This is a genomic window from Rhizobium sp. USDA 3886, assembly GCF_056279785.1.
Window position 1 is genome coordinate 2,742,261 of record NZ_JBWCDC010000001.1, and the last position, 14,858, is coordinate 2,757,118.

Below are 14,858 nucleotides of genomic sequence, written 5' to 3' on the forward strand. Positions count from 1 at the left end.
CCTAGGGTGCGAGATCTATCAGATCGGTCGCTTTCAACAGAGCGATGCATATATGGTTGCGAACTTCGCCCTCAACATCAGAGGCAGCAGAGATGTTCGTGAGGAAACCCGATCAATTTTAGAACACTTGGTAGGTGACGGGATACTGATCGTCTCGACCTCGCGCCATAGTACGCTTCTAGTCCCCGCATTCTCGGAGTTTAGTATTTTCGCCTGGCACGATGGATCGGAAATAGTCCTGTTTGATGCATATGAGAGCTTTAGGGCGTTCCTTGATGAACAAGGCATCAGCGCCGGGATCAACCGGAACAGAATCAGCCAGTTCCTAGCGAGCGACCGCATTCATAACCATCAGTCTACATTTTCCGGGCTGGTGGAAGTTGAGCATGGATCGTCAGTTACTTCCCTGTCTGGCGAGCCAATTACGTCGTTGATTGAGCTCAACCATCTTCCCGATCTAGTCTGCAATGCTGTTGATACTTCCCTGTCCTACTCGGATGCCTCAGAAACCGTGAGGAGCCTCGTATTTGAGGCGGTGAAGGCAAAAGCATCGCCTAGCGATGTGGGGATAAGCACGTCCGGTGGCTTCGACTCATCCCTGCTTGGGCTGCTGTATGGACGGGAATTTCCCGACAAGGTGCCTCATCTGTATCATGTCTATTCGTCGGCAATTCACGGCTTCAACGAAATTGACTACTTCAACGATGTGCGGCAACGCCTTGAGCATCGTGTCACATGGCTCGATACGGAAAACACCAGGGACCGCCGCTTGGATTTCCCGCACATGGTACCGGCATTCCGGCCCCCTTTGGTGTCGGGCTGGTATGAGCGAAATTGGATGCTTTATGCCGCTGCGAAGGCCGATGGCGTCAAGACGCTCCTGAGCGGCGACGGCGGCGATCAACTGATGCTGTGCCTAGATGAAATGTCATTGGCCAACGAATTCCATGAAGAAGGCATCACGCTTTTACGCTCGGTTGTGAACGAAGCGTTGTTGAAACAGACTTCCATCTGGGGAGTACTCTATGCGTGGCTGAGCCGACGATCCGACCGCTCCATGACGCGCTGGATAGAGTCCGATCTCGACAACATCACCCCGGTTCTGCGCTTTCTGAAGGATAAACACCTTTTTCCATCAGACACCTTCACCGATTCCGCACGCTACAAGAGATTGTCGATCTCCCGCCGCTTCCAGATATGCACGCTGAACGACGCGAAATACAACTCACTCGCAGAGGTATTAGGCATATGCGAGCGGAAGCCATTTCTTTACTGGCCACTCGTTCGCTTCTGCATTTCTTGCCCGCGATCGATCCTCTTTGGCGGCGGCAGGGAGCGCGGGCTTTTCCGACACGCTTTTTCCGATGTCCTACCACGTTCGGTTGCAAACCGGATCGGCAAGTCGGGGGACCTAAATGTCCGGAACCTATTCGATTACGAGGCGGTCAAGAATAAGATTCTCGCCTCCGATTTCATCGCTGACTTTCTGAACATGGATGCCGTCTCAGCAATCAATCCGCACCATTTAGACGATGAGACAGCAGAGTTTATCATGCGTTGCGCGACCGTCGACGCTTATCTAAAGACACTTTAGGGGAGATCTACTTGTGCTCGTTCGGATACAACTCGCGCGTTTGTGAGGCATTTCGCGGAAATCTCCTGCATGTGTAAATTAGACACTACTGATGTTAAGGCGCTGCGAACAATCGTGAGCGTCCGGTGAGCGGTTTTTGCTGATCGGGCAAATCAGGCGATGTTCTGGCATTAGAACCAGCATTAGTGCTGACATTAATACCAGATCAAAGAGGTTTCATGGCTCGAATTGAGATCATGTCCGGTACTGAGCGCAGACGGCGCTGGTCGGACGAGGCGAAACTGAGGATATTGGCGGAGGCGGATGAACCTGGCGCTCGCATTGGTGATGTGGCTCGCCGGCATGACATTCATCCTGGGCAGATCCGCTTGTGGCGGCAGTCATTCAGCTATGTTGACCGACCGGCGATGTTCCTTCCGGTTGAGATCACCGAGGAGGTGGGCGTAAGCCAGGCGTCTACCACGCTGCCGAGGCCAGCGGTTGTCGAGATCTTGCTCCGAAACGGTCGGTGCTTGAAGGTTCCGATTGACGTTGAACTGAAGCTGCTTATGTCGCTGGTGGCCTGTCTGGAGGCGGCATGATCGGGCCTTCGGGGAATGTGCGTGTCTATCTGGCCTGCGGGGTGACGGATATGCGGCGTGGCATTGATGGTCTATCGGCGCTGGTCGAGACGGCGATCAAGGAGGCACCGGGCTCCGGCGCGATCTTCGGCTTCCGCGGAAAACGCGCTGATCGGATCAAGCTTCTTTGGTGGGACGGTCAAGGGTTCTGCCTGTTCTACAAGATTTTGGAGCGCGGATACTTTCCCTGGCCGACGGCGAAAGAGGGCGTGGCGCACCTGACGCAGGCGCAGCTTTCGATGCTCGTTGAGGGGATCGATTGGCGACGCCCGGCGTGGACTTCCGCTCCCGGTCGAACGGGATAAAAGCTATATTTTGCAGGGGCATCCGGGGTATATTGGTGGCGTGCCAGGGGCAAATCGGCTAGATTTGCGGGTATGGAAACAGCGCCGCTGGACAGTCAGGACGAGCTAACTGCTTTGCGCGCACTCGTCGCGGAACAGGCGGCGAAACTTGAGAGCCAGGAAGCCGAGGTCATCAAGCGCGACTCCATAATCGGGCTGTTGCGGGCACAACTGGAATTGCTCCGACACCGGCAGCATGGCGCGTCTTCGGAAAAGATCGACCGGAAGATAGAGCAATTCGAACTGATGCTGGAGGAGATTGAGGCCTCCCGTGCCGAGGCTGAAATGCGCTCCGGGAAAACTCCTCTGCCGGAGTTGGACGACGCGCCGGACAAGCCGAAGCGCAAACCATTGCCCGATGGTCTTCCCACCGAAGAGTTGGTCTATGCGGCCCCCTGCAATTGCCCGACCTGTGGTGGCACATCGTTCCTGAAGGCCGCCGACAGGGTGGTCCAGGTGTTGGAGCACGTGCCGGCGTCGGTCAAGATTGTCCGCCATGTCGAAAAGCGCATGATCTGCAGGGAGTGCGATACGACGGTGGCTGGCGAGATGCCGACCCTGCCGATCGAGCGCGGCAAACCCGGACCGGGACTGCTCGCCCATATCATGATCGCCAAATTCGACGATCACATCCCCCTCTACCGCCTGTCCGAGATGTACGATCGGTTGGGGATAGACATCTCCCGATCCGTAATGGCTGACTGGGTCGGCCGCGTATCGGGTCTGCTTGCGCCGCTCGTCTTTGCTATCAGGGCCCATATCGCCGCGCTTGACCGAATACATACGGACGATACCCCCGTCGATGTTCTCGACCCCGGACGGGGCAAGACAAAAACCGGCAGGGTCTGGGTCTACGTCTTCGACGGCAGTGGCTATCAAGCCGCCACTCCCGGTGCCATCGCTTATTACTATAGCCCTGACCGCAAGGGCATGCATCCGGCTGACCACCTCGCAAACTTCAGCGGTGTGATGCATGCCGATGGCTATGGGGGTTACAAGAAGCTCTACGGCAACCAGATCGTCGAGGCCGCCTGCATGGCGCATGTGCGCCGCAAGTTCCATGACGTGATCAAGCTGAAGCCATCGCCGATCGCTGACGAAGCGCTATCGCGCATCGGCGCGCTCTACGATATCGAGGATCGTATCCGCGGCATGCCGGCCGACCAGCGGCGTACACTGCGCCAACAACACGCCAGGCCCATTCTGGAAGAACTGAAGGTCTGGATCGAAGAGACGCTTTCGACGTTGCCGCAGAAGCAGAAGCTGGCCGAGGCAATGCGATATGCCCTCTCTCGATGGGCAGCGTTGAGCGTTTACATCGACGATGGCCGTGTCGAAATCGATAACAACATAGCTGAACGAGCCATGCGTCCACTTGGAATTGGAAGGAAAAATTGGCTCTTCGCCGGCTCGGATAAGGGCGGTGAGCGCATCGCCAACATCCTGACCATCATCGAAACGGTCAAATTGCACGGCCACAATCCGGAGGTCTATCTGACAGACGTCCTGACCCGGATCCAGGATCACCCCAAGGGCCGACTTGAGGACCTATTGCCCTGGAACTGGACGCCAGCGAAAGACCGATGCGAGGTTGCGTGATGGCACGCTCGAGGTTCATCTACACGCTCAAGCAAGTCGCCGTCATGATCGGCGAGAACCTCGAACTGATCGAAGAGGTGACCGCCAACTCGGACAACATCTCCGAGGGCGAACTGGTTTACGTCAGCGATGGCAGTGAAGATGGCACGAAGCGTCTGACCGAGAATGGTATCGACGAACTTCAAAATCTCCTAACCGACATAAGGACGTGGGATGGTGGTATCCACCAGTTCCTCGTCGACGAACAATGCGACCCCGAGATCATCGAGCGCGTCATGGCAGATGAAATGAAACGCGTCCTATAGCTTCGCTCCCTCAACCACGCGAAAATGAGTTCACCGGACGCTCACGAACAATCTTCCAGGGTGCTTCGAAGCGCCATGTTGCTTTCGTCCTAGGCCTCATTGCTCTCAATACGGTTGCGACGATAGGCACGCCCGTTATCTTCGGTCGTCTCATCGATGGCCTCACAGCCAGATCGTTGGCCTTTCCGGCGCTGCTTTTCTGCCTTTATGCATTGGTCGTCGGCAGCGCTCGCTTCATCAATGATTTGAGTTTCCGGCTTGTCGAGTTCATCGAGCTAGACGTCATCCACCATGCGGGCGTGAAGCTATTCGATGCTGTTTTGAGGAAGAAGGCTTCCCTGTCGCATCACTACCAAGCCGGCTTCATGGTCAACGCCGTGAGAAATATGCAGGATTCCTATGGGGTCTACGTCTTTCTTGTTTTTAGCACTCTGTTCCCCTCCGTCCTCGAAACAATCGTAGCTGCATTCGTCGTCGCTGCGGTCATCAATTGGCAGATTGGGCTACTTGTTCTCGCTTACGCCATCGCCATTGTCGCATTGACTTACATCTCCAATGAAAAGGCAAAGATAAAGCAGGAGGAGGCTATTGCCACACTGGCCGAAAGTGCCGAAGTCTTGGGTGAAGCAATGGGGTCGTTTCAGGTCATCAAGGCGGCCCAGGGCGGTGGGTGGTTCGCGCAAATCTACCGCTCCTTGCGAGAAGAGGCGCGACGAAATTGGCAGCAGTACCACCGGATTCGTTTGACGTTTGCTTTGGCCCGGTCGCTTGCATTCGCTCTACAATTGGCCTTGATGTATTTCGTTTCCGTGCGCCTCTATGAAAGCGGAGCAATCTCGGTTGGCCAGATCGTAATCTTCAATGGGCTCATATTACAGCTAAACCGGCCGTCTGAGCTGATCGCTGGAGCACTGGAAGACCTGCTTTCCGCGCGGCAGCTACAAGATGGCTATAACAAGATTATGGACTATCCCGAGTTCTCAGCTATCGCCATCGCCAAATCGTGTTCCATGGTGGATCGCGAGGCCGGCCAACAGAACGCCGTCGAGTTCCGGAACGTGACATTCTCTTACGATGGTGGGGAGCCTGTTTTGGACAATTTCAGCACTCGTTTTCAGAAAGGACGTCTAAACTTTATTACTGGCCCGAGTGGGGTGGGCAAGACAACATTGCTGCGCCTGTTGCTCCGTTTCGTTGAAGATTACGATGGTGACATCACGATCTTGGGGCGGGATCTTGTCTCGTACAGCGAGCCCGAGCTTTTCTCTACGATTGGGTATGTCCCTCAATCTCCGGATATCCTGGCAGCCTCACTCGCCGATAACGTGAGACTCGGAAGCAATATCACAGATGAAGCAATAGACGAGGCGCTTCAAAAGGTTGGCCTCATCCGGATGGTACAGCGACTTCCTCAGAGCATCCACACGCATGTCGGTCGAGGCGGGGTGGCTCTGTCGGGTGGAGAGATGCAGCGAGTGGCGATAGCCCGCGCTATCATTCAGAGGCCGCGGGTTCTGCTCCTGGATGAACCAAGCTCTGCCCTGGATGCTCACACGGAGCGCAACATCTTCAAGCATCTCAGAGTGCTGCGTTACGATATGACGATCATAGCCATCACCCACCGGACGTCGATGATCGAGGAGGATGACTTTGTGTTGGATTTCGCAAAAGGATCTAAGTCGAGATCGGATAATTGAGTTGTAGCGGAGCGAGGTCATCGGAAGGACGCAGCAAAACAGAAAAGCATACAGAGCGAGGAACATCGTCATGCTGAGGCTAGTCGCGAGCCAGAGCATCGACAGGTTTGAGTTGCGCCGCTCTCCTCGCGGGGAAGAAGCCGAATATCGCCCCAATCACCAGGGCCATTGCGCAACCGATCACAACCGCCTGCCACGAGATCACCATGGGAATCGGTACCCCTACGTAATCGGTCAGCTTGCCAAGGCCGAAGGCGAGGGCAACACCGGCGCAGCTCCCCATGGCTGTGATGGCAAGCGCCTCTATGAGAAACTGCATCAAGATATCGCTCGGCCGGGCACCCACGGCCATTCGGAGGCCGATTTCATTGGTGCGCTCGGTGATTGACACGAGCATGATGTTCATCACGCCCACGCCTCCGACCAGGAGCGCAACGGCCGCGATGGACGCAACCAGGATCGAAAGGGTTTGCGTCGTCGCCTGAATCGTCCTTCGGAGCTGATCGCTGTTGAACGTGAAGAAATCGCGCGTGCCGTGACGCTTCTCCATGAAGGCGATCAAGGCTTGTTCGGCCGCGTCCGTGCCAACGTCCTCGTTGATGCGAACGACGATCTCCGAAAGCCGTTGTGACCCCGAGATGCGGGAAAACATGCTGTTGTACGGCACGAAGACCTGCGGCCGCTTGTCCTGACCCAAAGATCCGCCAAGCTCACCGATGACACCGACGATCACGAAGGGCACACCCTTTACGACAAGGATCTCGCCAACCGGGTTCCTCGAATCCCCGAAGAACGTCCACCGGGCGTTGTCCTCAATGATGGCCTCCTGGAGGGCGTGACTGTCATCGTTGCCCGTGAAGCGATTGCCCTGCGCGATGGGCAGGCGCGCGACCTCGAAATAGGCGTTGCTCACGCCGTTAATGACTCCGTCGACGGTTCTGCTGTCGAACACGAGCTTTCCGGTATCTCTGGCCAGCGGACTGACGCTGTTGACGTAGGATTGTTCCACCAGGGCGGCCGCATCGTCCGGGGTGAGCGTATCGACGTTCTGTGCATTTTCGTCATCCCATCCCTTGCCAGGGAGGATGCTGATCGAATTCGCGCCGAGGCTGTTGATCTGATCCAGAACGATCCTCTGGCCGCCTTCGCCCAGGCCGACAACGGCGATCACGGCGACGATCCCCACGACGATCCCGAACAATGTGAGGGCGGAGCGGAGCCGGTGTGCCGCTATCGATCGTAACGCTATTCTGGCCGCCTCTGACAATCTCCTGATGAAGCTCGCGAGGAAGCCGGCCTTTTCCTCCTGTCCAACCGGACCGGGCGCAGCGAGCGCCACGCTCGAGGTGTTGGGCCAGTCGGAAACGATCTCCCCATCATTGATCTCGACGATACGGTCGGCGTGCTGTGCCGCGGCCATATCGTGCGTGACCATGATAATTGTGTGCGCTTCCGCATGAAGGGTCTTCAGAAGATCAAGGACGGTGGCGCCGGTCTTGGAATCGAGTGCACCGGTCGGCTCATCGGCAAGGATGACCTTTCCGCCGTTCATTAACGCCCGCGCGATCGACACGCGCTGCTGCTGTCCGCCCGACATTTCCATGGGGCGGTGCTCCAGCCGGTCTTCAAGGCCGAGTTGCGTGAGCAATTCGCGCGCTCTAGCCTCCCGTCTCGACTTTGAGACACCTTTATAGACGGCCGGCAACTCGACATTCGACATCGCGCTCATGGAATTCAGAAGCTGGTATCGTTGGAAGACGAACCCGAAATGCTTGCGCCTGAGTTCCGCAAGCCCGCCCTCGTCGAATCTCGATACATCCTGGCCGGCCAAGCGATAGGTGCCGACAGTCGGCGTATCTAGGCACCCGAGGATGTTCATGAGGGTCGACTTGCCCGAACCGCTCGCCCCGACAAGCGCGACGAATTCACCTCGATCAATGTCGAGGTCGATCCCTTTCAGGGCCTCGACCGCCTCGTTTCCCAGGACGAATGATCGGCCGAGGCCGCGTAGCTCGATCAAGTGCGCCATGGTTCAGCTCGCGCTCGCCGGCGCTGCGGTGTCGAGCAAGACGCTCTGCCCTTGCTGGAGCCCTTCGAGTACCTGGGCGTTTATCTTGTCCGTATAGCCGATGCGAACCTTCCGTTCTGCCACCTTGCCGCCTTCGCCCCTGACCTTAACCAGATACGATCCATCGGCCTGACGGAGCGAAAGCGCTCCCCACGGCACGAGCGGGACGTTGTCGGCCCTCCCGATCGATATGCGAACCTGAGCGGTCATCTTGGTTCGCAACTTTTCCTCCGGGTTCTTCACCCTGAGCACGCCATGATAATAGATGGCATTGTCCTTCGACGTGTCCTTCGCGAGATACTGCGTTGGCTCGTTAGCGATGGACGGCGGAGCGTACTCGACCGTTTGAAGCGGAGCGTGGTAGCGGGTCTGCGGGTCTCCGATGATCGTGAACCAGGCCTCTTGGCCGGGCTTTGTGCGCCAGACGTCGGCTTCCGAAATGCGGATCTTCACCACCATCTCATCAAGGTTCGCGATTACAGCGACCGTCGGGGAGGTTTGCGCCGAATTGAGCGTCTGTCCCACTTCGACCGGGACCGCCAAGACCTTGCCCTTCATGGGTGCGATTATCCGTGTATAGGAGAGGTTGGCTTGGGCAGTCTCAAGGTCGACTTCGCTTTGCTCGATCTGCGCGTCCAGCGAGGCCAGTTCCGCCACCAACCTTTGATACTTCGCTTCGGCTTCCTCAAAAGCCGTTCTGGGCACGGCATCGTGTTCGCTTAGGCTCTGTTGTCTTTTGAAGGAAGAATCGGCATGTCGGATTTCGATCTGCTTCACCCGCCTCTGAGCTTTCATATCCTCGACCTTGGCCTTCGCTATTCTCAAAGCATTTTGCTGTGGAACAGAGTCGATCTCGGCAAGCAGGTCTCCAGGCATTACCGATTGACCAATACGAACATGGACTGCCTTGATCTGGCCTGTTACCTGAGCGCCGACGCGGACCATGGCGGACGGCTCAAGGGTACCAAGCGCCAGAACGACCTCCTCTACCGTCCCCTGTTTGATAGTGGCCGTCACGCCGCTGGCCACCTCATCCGAGGATGAGGCCGGTGAGAACACAAAATATCCGGCGACAAGCAATGTCGCACCAACTGCTAAAATTGCACTTCCGCCGTAACGCCCTACGTTCAACGCAATCGCCTCCACGTGAACGGCTTCATGCTTTCACCTTCGCCAAAAATGCCGGGGAATGTCTCGATAATATTGTCGAACAGGTCCCTCACGATTTCTGCGCTAGCTTCAACTCTATTCGCGACAAATAGTTCTGAGAAGTCTCGCAAGCCGTCGCAAAGATACTCAATCGTATTTTCGTCGTTGAGATATATATTTCTATATATCCAAATCCTATCCCAAACACCTCTAATGAAGTCTCGCTCTGATTCAGAGAATATCCGGTTGATTATAAAGTCATGCGCCTTGAGATACTCACATCTCTTGCTGATTTTTTCTACTTCGAAGTTAGCATCATAAATTCCTTTATTAACATTCATTGCGATACATCTTTGTGAAGCGTAAATGTAGCTAGATTTTAGCTGTTCTAAATAAAATATTGCGCTTGATCCAGTGATTTTCTCGACAAAAAACCCACGATTCCTTTCTCGGCGAAGAAGACCGCGCTCGGTCAGTCTAAGAAGCGCCTCACGGATCGGGACAACACTAGTGTAATACTCTGCCGCAAGCTGTCGCGGGTCAAAAAAATGCATTGGCTCATATCTGCCGGAAATGACATCCCTGCGCAGCGTCTCGTAGATTTCAACACTCGTCGCCACCCCTGGCCTCCATGCAAGTTTAATGTGGCGTCCATGCTCTTTCCTTTTCTGGGCGGGGTCGCATAGATCGCGGAACGTGTCGCCGGACGCCCCAGAATCAGGCGGCTCCGCGATTCAAATAAGCTAAGGCAGGCGGATGGTGCGCGCGCTGTATCCTTTTCCATGAGAGGCAGCAGCGGTCCAAGCCCGCAGCAGCCGGAAACGGCGAACGACATCACAGGGCCCGGCCGCTCCCCACAAACGTGGTGCAGCGCAGGTTGCAGAGCCGGGTCGCCTTCATGACGATGATCATGCTCGACGACTGCGCTGGCGTCTCATCCACCGGAATTTGTTCGATCTGGTGAAGCGTAGGCTTTGCATCGGCAAAGAGCGGGCTTCCAAAGACCGACTTCTCGTGATCGTTCGATGAGTCCATGAAGCTCTTCAGGCCCGCGCGCAATGCCACGACATCGCGGCTGGCGATGATGAGGCCGGTTGACTCGACGCCATCGGCGGTGCGTCGCCTGTTCCTTCTTGAAGCTGCGTGTCAAAGCGCATAGCGCTGGTCCTCCGAGCTGGGTTCCGTTCACGATAGTCTACCTGCGTGATGACGCGCATCAAGTTAGATACTATCTAAATTATAGATAGTTCTCTGCTTTCATAGATTATGGCGGGAATCTTCGTTGCTGCGGCCAACAAGGGGCGTTTTCTGCTACGGGCCGGGCTTCGCGAGAAGCGCAGTCAGCAATCAGTTGCAAATCTTGAGGAGGATCTTGGTCTCGAGCTGTTCGACCGATCAGGACGCAATCCAGCACTCAAGCAGGGAACGGCTCCTGCTTGAAGCCAAGGTGATCTTGGACCGTCGCGAATCCGCTCAGCTGTTCGTCGGGAGTGGCGTAAACGTGCCTTTTCCGAAGGCCCGGACATTGAGCTATCCAGAGTCAGTTGAAATCAAAGGATAAAACATCAGCAATTTCGATGGCTTGCCAAGGATTCGGAGGGCGGGCACTCTATCCAGCTGAGCTACGGATGCCTGAACGGCGCCATGATCTGCATGCGCGAAGCATTACGTGGCGAGGAGATTGCGGCTGTAGAGCACTCGGCCGTTCTGATGCGCGTGGTGTCCCCTTGGTCGTCAGGGGTTCGCGGCGCTGGTCCATCGCCTGACTGACCGCTGTCCGAAGCCGGCCGGCGCGAGGTCGGAAGCGTCGCAGTCGAATAGCGCGGGCATTGGCATCACGCGTCATTTGCAGGAAGATGCCTCCGGAAAGGATCGAGCAACATGAACCTGCGCTTCGTCGAAACGTTCCTCTGGATCGTCCGCCTCGGCAGTTTTAGTGCTGCTGCGGAGAAATTGAGTACAACTCAGGCTTCGATTTCCAACCGCATCGCTACACTCGAGCGCGAGCTCGGTGTTCAGCTGTTTGATCGCGATATGCGCACTGTCAAGCTTACACCAGTCGGGCAGCAAGCGGTCTCCAAAGCGGAAGAGATCGTGAAGGCCGTTGGAGAATTTCGCGAGGCGATTGCCGATCCGACCAGCTTAAAAGGGTCAGTCAGTATCGGCACGATCGACTCCATTGTTCACTCGTTTCTGCCACGCCTTGTCGAGCGGGTGCAGGAGCGCTATCCGGGGATCGCCATCGATCTCAATGTCGACACGAGCCTCAACATGGCGCGGGAAATCATTGAACGGAAAATCGACCTAGCGTTGATTATGGGTCCAGCGCTTGATCATGGATTGATCAACATCAATCTTGGGACGTATGGCTGCGTCTGGGTGGCAAGTCCAAAATACGGCTTGGCGGGCAAAAAACTGACACTTGCGGACCTTGCAAGCTACCCATTGCTGGCCTTTTCAAAAGGAAGCGTTCCTCATCATGGGCTGTTGCAGCAGTTTCGCGAAGCGGGGCTTGAGGTGCCGGCGATCTCGAATTCCAACTCGCTTGCCACCATCATGCGCCTTGCCAAAGATGGTCTTGGTGTCGCGCCCCTGCCGCGCGTCATCCTGGGCGAATATATTGAGGCAGGTGCGTTGGAGATTCTTGACGTTACACCGGCATTTCATCCGCTTACCTTCCATGCGGTCTATGCCGATCACCCGGACAGTCTTCTGCCGTCGATCATTGCCCAGATGGCAGCTGAAGTATCGCTCTGCATGGCGGATGAGTAAGAGCATTTCGATCGAATGCAACAGCCAGCCACGAATGCATAAGAAAATTCTATAGGACGGCTCAATTATTTCGAGTTTGTCTCACCACGATATTTTGCGCACGATCCCTTCACCGAAATGGAGGTATGAGCGTGAAAGTCAGTCTGGTGCAAATGAACTCGCAAGACAGCAAGGCCGCAAATCTGGAAATCGCGGCACGTTTGATCAACGAAGCCATTGAGAATGATGCCCCTGATCTCGTCGTGTTGCCCGAATACTATGCCTTCCTTGGCGAGGGCCGGGACAATATCTACGCCAATGCCGAGACGTTTCCGGATGGCGACGGCTACCGGCTGATGTCGGGACTGGCCGCAAAGCATAGTGTTACGATTCATGCTGGCAGCATCGTCGAACAGGATGGCAACAAATATTACAACACGACGATCGTCTTTGGGCCTGACGGCAAGGAACTGGCGAAATACCGCAAGATTCACTTGTTCGACGTGGATACGCCAGGCGGCACGGTCTACCGCGAGTCAGATACGATCAGCCGCGGCGATGAGGTCGTCACGTATCACGTTGGCAGCACAAAAGTCGGTTGCGCTATTTGCTATGATGTGCGCTTCCCCGAATTGTTCCGCAAACTGCGCGACGAGGGTGCCGAAGTCATCGTTCTTCCTGCAGCGTTCACGCTGATGACCGGCAAGGACCATTGGGAAGTGCTTGCCCGCGCCCGTGCCATCGAAACGCAGACCTATTTTCTTGCGGTGGGGCAGACACTTTCCCACGCCGAGGGACGCAAATGGTGCTGGGGTCATTCCATGGTCATCGACCCATGGGGGCATATAGTGGCGCAATGCTCGGATGGCGTCGGAACCACCAGTTCCAAACTGGATCTCGGCTATGTCACAAAAGTACGCGGCGATGTTCCCGTTGCCCGTCACCATGTTCTTTGAGAGGTCAGCCCATGTTTGAAGTCAATGAAATGCCGCGTCAGATCGATGCTGATTTGATCAAGCTCATGGAACGGGTCGAGACAGCCACGATTGGACATTTCCTGCATTCAGGTTTCGTCGATCGGGAAATCCGAGCTGTTCTGCCGGAAAAACGTGTCGCTGGAACTGCTGTCACCATTCGGATTCCGCATGCGGATTCGACTATCCTGCATTACTTGACCAAGATTGTCCGTCCTGGCGATTTCGTTGCAATCGAACGGTGTGGCGATGATCGCCATGCCTGCTGGGGCGGCGTTGTGACACACGCCATGAAGCTGGCCGGCGTTGTCGGCGCGGTAATCGATGGTCCCGCGACGGATTTCTCCGAGATACGCAAGGTGCAAATGCCAATGTGGTGCCGCGGACCGTCACCGATAACGACCAAAATTCTGGGTCTGGAAGGGGCGATCAACGTCTCGGTCACGGTCGGCGGTCAAGTCATCAACCCAGGTGATGCTATCATCGCCGATGAAAGTGGCGTCGTTATCCTGGCACCATCCCAAGCCCGGGCTGCCGCTGAGAAAGCGCTCGGCATGCAGGAAAACGAAATCGTATTGCTCGAACGCTTGCGCAAAGGTGAATTCCTTCCCGACATTTCGGGGGCAACGAAAATCGTGGAGGGCCAGAAGCGCCAGGTCGCCTGATCGATTACATTCAACTCATAAAAAACAGGGAACGAGATGATGTTTGCAAGACTTTCAATTGCTGTTTCAGCGCTTACGATCGCCGCGGTCACCAGCGCATCGGCAGAGACCGTAACGCTGACGGCCTATAGCGGGATCTTTCAAGAACACTATACGAAGGCCGTCATCGAGCCGTTCATGAAAAAATATCCTGATATCACCGTGCAGTTCTATGGCATGCCGAACTCGGCGCAGATGCTCGGGACCCTGCGTGCGCAAAAGAGCAGTCCGCAAGTAGATGTGGCGATACTTGACGTGAGTGTGGCGAAGGCGGGCACGGATGAGGGCCTGTTCGACAAGGTCGATGAAAGTGTGTCTGCAAACGTCAAGGATCTTTATCCGAACGCTCACGCCGAAGGTGTTGCAGGCGTCGGCGTTACCTTCGACAATCTGGTGATCATCTACAACACTGACAAGGTGAAGACAGCCCCGACCTCGTGGAACGCCCTTTGGGACAAGCAGTATGAAGGGAAGGTGATCATACAGGCTGCTCCGGATATTCAAGGAACAACATTTACGATCATTTCAAACAAGCTTGCCGGTGGTGGAGATTACAAGACCGACGTTTCGGCAGGCATCGCCAAGATTGGTGAACTCGCTCCGGGCGTGCAGACCTGGGATCCGAAGCCGGATGTCTACGCTCCAATCGCCAATGGACAGGCCGCCTTGGGTATCGGCTGGAATGCGCGCGCTCAGATCTACTCCGGAACCTCTGGTGGAAAACTGGGCGTTGCCCTGCCGCAAGAAGGCAGCGGTTTCCAGATCAATACGATCAATCTAGTGAAGGATGCTCCGGCGAGCGATGCGGCGAAGAAATTCATTGATTACGCACTCAGCCCTGAAGCCCAGGCGGCTTTCACCAGCGAAATGTTCTATGCTCCAACGAATTCCAAAACTGTCATCGCACCAGATGCTTTGAAGCGCACCGCCGCAGACGATATGGACAAGATGATCGATATTGACTGGCTGGCAGTGGCGAAAGTCCGTGATGGCATCACCGAGCAATGGCGTCGTCGCATCATTCCGCTCAGCCGCTAAACTTCAAGCCGTGAA

The 14,858-nt window shown here is 55.8% G+C and carries 14 protein-coding genes; 10 read left to right on the forward strand and 4 right to left on the reverse strand.

The features are described from left to right. The first annotated feature begins 52 nt into the window (after positions 1 to 52). From ACZ9BX_RS14070 to ACZ9BX_RS14095, 6 genes are all read left to right on the forward strand, one after another. Positions 53 to 1,594, forward strand: coding sequence for an asparagine synthase-related protein (locus ACZ9BX_RS14070; RefSeq protein WP_476218573.1), 1,542 nt, complete (start codon positions 53 to 55; stop codon positions 1,592 to 1,594). Positions 1,595 to 1,812: 218 nt separating this feature from the next. Next, positions 1,813 to 2,175 (forward strand): IS66-like element accessory protein TnpA, encoded by a 363-nt coding sequence (gene tnpA, locus ACZ9BX_RS14075; protein ID WP_132568908.1) that lies wholly within the window; start codon positions 1,813 to 1,815, stop codon positions 2,173 to 2,175. Continuing rightward, a complete protein-coding gene (gene tnpB, locus ACZ9BX_RS14080; protein WP_006204819.1) occupies positions 2,172 to 2,519 on the forward strand; it encodes an IS66 family insertion sequence element accessory protein TnpB in 348 nt (115 codons plus the stop codon). The genes tnpA and tnpB overlap by 4 nt, the downstream gene beginning before the upstream one ends. 72 nt (positions 2,520 to 2,591) lie before the next feature. Continuing rightward, positions 2,592 to 4,157 carry an IS66 family transposase gene (gene tnpC, locus ACZ9BX_RS14085; RefSeq protein WP_132568907.1) on the forward strand — a complete coding sequence of 522 codons (1,566 nt, stop codon included), beginning with the start codon at positions 2,592 to 2,594 and terminating at the stop codon, positions 4,155 to 4,157. After that, positions 4,157 to 4,462: a hypothetical protein gene (locus ACZ9BX_RS14090; RefSeq protein ID WP_132568906.1), complete on the forward strand. Its 306-nt coding sequence runs from the start codon at positions 4,157 to 4,159 to the stop codon at positions 4,460 to 4,462. The genes tnpC and ACZ9BX_RS14090 overlap by 1 nt, the downstream gene beginning before the upstream one ends. Positions 4,463 to 4,512: 50 nt before the next feature. Then, positions 4,513 to 6,159, forward strand: coding sequence for an ABC transporter ATP-binding protein (locus tag ACZ9BX_RS14095; RefSeq protein WP_476220016.1), 1,647 nt, complete (start codon positions 4,513 to 4,515; stop codon positions 6,157 to 6,159). 79 nt (positions 6,160 to 6,238) lie between these two features. On the opposite strand, the gene ACZ9BX_RS14100 is transcribed toward ACZ9BX_RS14095, so the two are convergent. From ACZ9BX_RS14100 to ACZ9BX_RS14115, 4 genes are all read right to left on the reverse strand, one after another. Further along, positions 6,239 to 8,188 (reverse strand): MacB family efflux pump subunit, encoded by a 1,950-nt coding sequence (locus tag ACZ9BX_RS14100; RefSeq protein ID WP_476218574.1) that lies wholly within the window; start codon positions 8,186 to 8,188, stop codon positions 6,239 to 6,241. Between the two features lie 3 nt (positions 8,189 to 8,191). After that, positions 8,192 to 9,373 carry an efflux RND transporter periplasmic adaptor subunit gene (locus tag ACZ9BX_RS14105; protein WP_476218575.1) on the reverse strand — a complete coding sequence of 394 codons (1,182 nt, stop codon included), beginning with the start codon at positions 9,371 to 9,373 and terminating at the stop codon, positions 8,192 to 8,194. After that, complete coding sequence (locus ACZ9BX_RS14110) at positions 9,355 to 9,996, reverse strand: GntR family transcriptional regulator (RefSeq protein ID WP_476218576.1); 642 nt, start codon at positions 9,994 to 9,996, stop codon at positions 9,355 to 9,357. The genes ACZ9BX_RS14105 and ACZ9BX_RS14110 overlap by 19 nt, the downstream gene beginning before the upstream one ends. A 214-nt stretch (positions 9,997 to 10,210) precedes the next feature. After that, positions 10,211 to 10,411, reverse strand: coding sequence for a hypothetical protein (locus ACZ9BX_RS14115; RefSeq protein ID WP_476218577.1), 201 nt, complete (start codon positions 10,409 to 10,411; stop codon positions 10,211 to 10,213). Positions 10,412 to 11,257: 846 nt separating this feature from the next. On the opposite strand from ACZ9BX_RS14115, the gene ACZ9BX_RS14120 reads away from it, so the two are divergent. From ACZ9BX_RS14120 to ACZ9BX_RS14135, 4 genes are all read left to right on the forward strand, one after another. Beyond that, positions 11,258 to 12,148 (forward strand): LysR family transcriptional regulator, encoded by an 891-nt coding sequence (locus tag ACZ9BX_RS14120; protein WP_476218578.1) that lies wholly within the window; start codon positions 11,258 to 11,260, stop codon positions 12,146 to 12,148. Positions 12,149 to 12,279: 131 nt separating this feature from the next. Further along, the gene (locus ACZ9BX_RS14125) at positions 12,280 to 13,083 is read left to right on the forward strand and encodes a carbon-nitrogen hydrolase family protein (RefSeq protein ID WP_476218579.1); all 804 of its coding nucleotides are present in this window, start codon (positions 12,280 to 12,282) and stop codon (positions 13,081 to 13,083) included. 11 nt (positions 13,084 to 13,094) lie between these two features. After that, positions 13,095 to 13,766: an RraA family protein gene (locus tag ACZ9BX_RS14130; RefSeq protein WP_476218580.1), complete on the forward strand. Its 672-nt coding sequence runs from the start codon at positions 13,095 to 13,097 to the stop codon at positions 13,764 to 13,766. Between the two features lie 36 nt (positions 13,767 to 13,802). Beyond that, a complete protein-coding gene (locus ACZ9BX_RS14135; protein ID WP_476218581.1) occupies positions 13,803 to 14,843 on the forward strand; it encodes an ABC transporter substrate-binding protein in 1,041 nt (346 codons plus the stop codon). Positions 14,844 to 14,858: the final 15 nt, after the last annotated feature.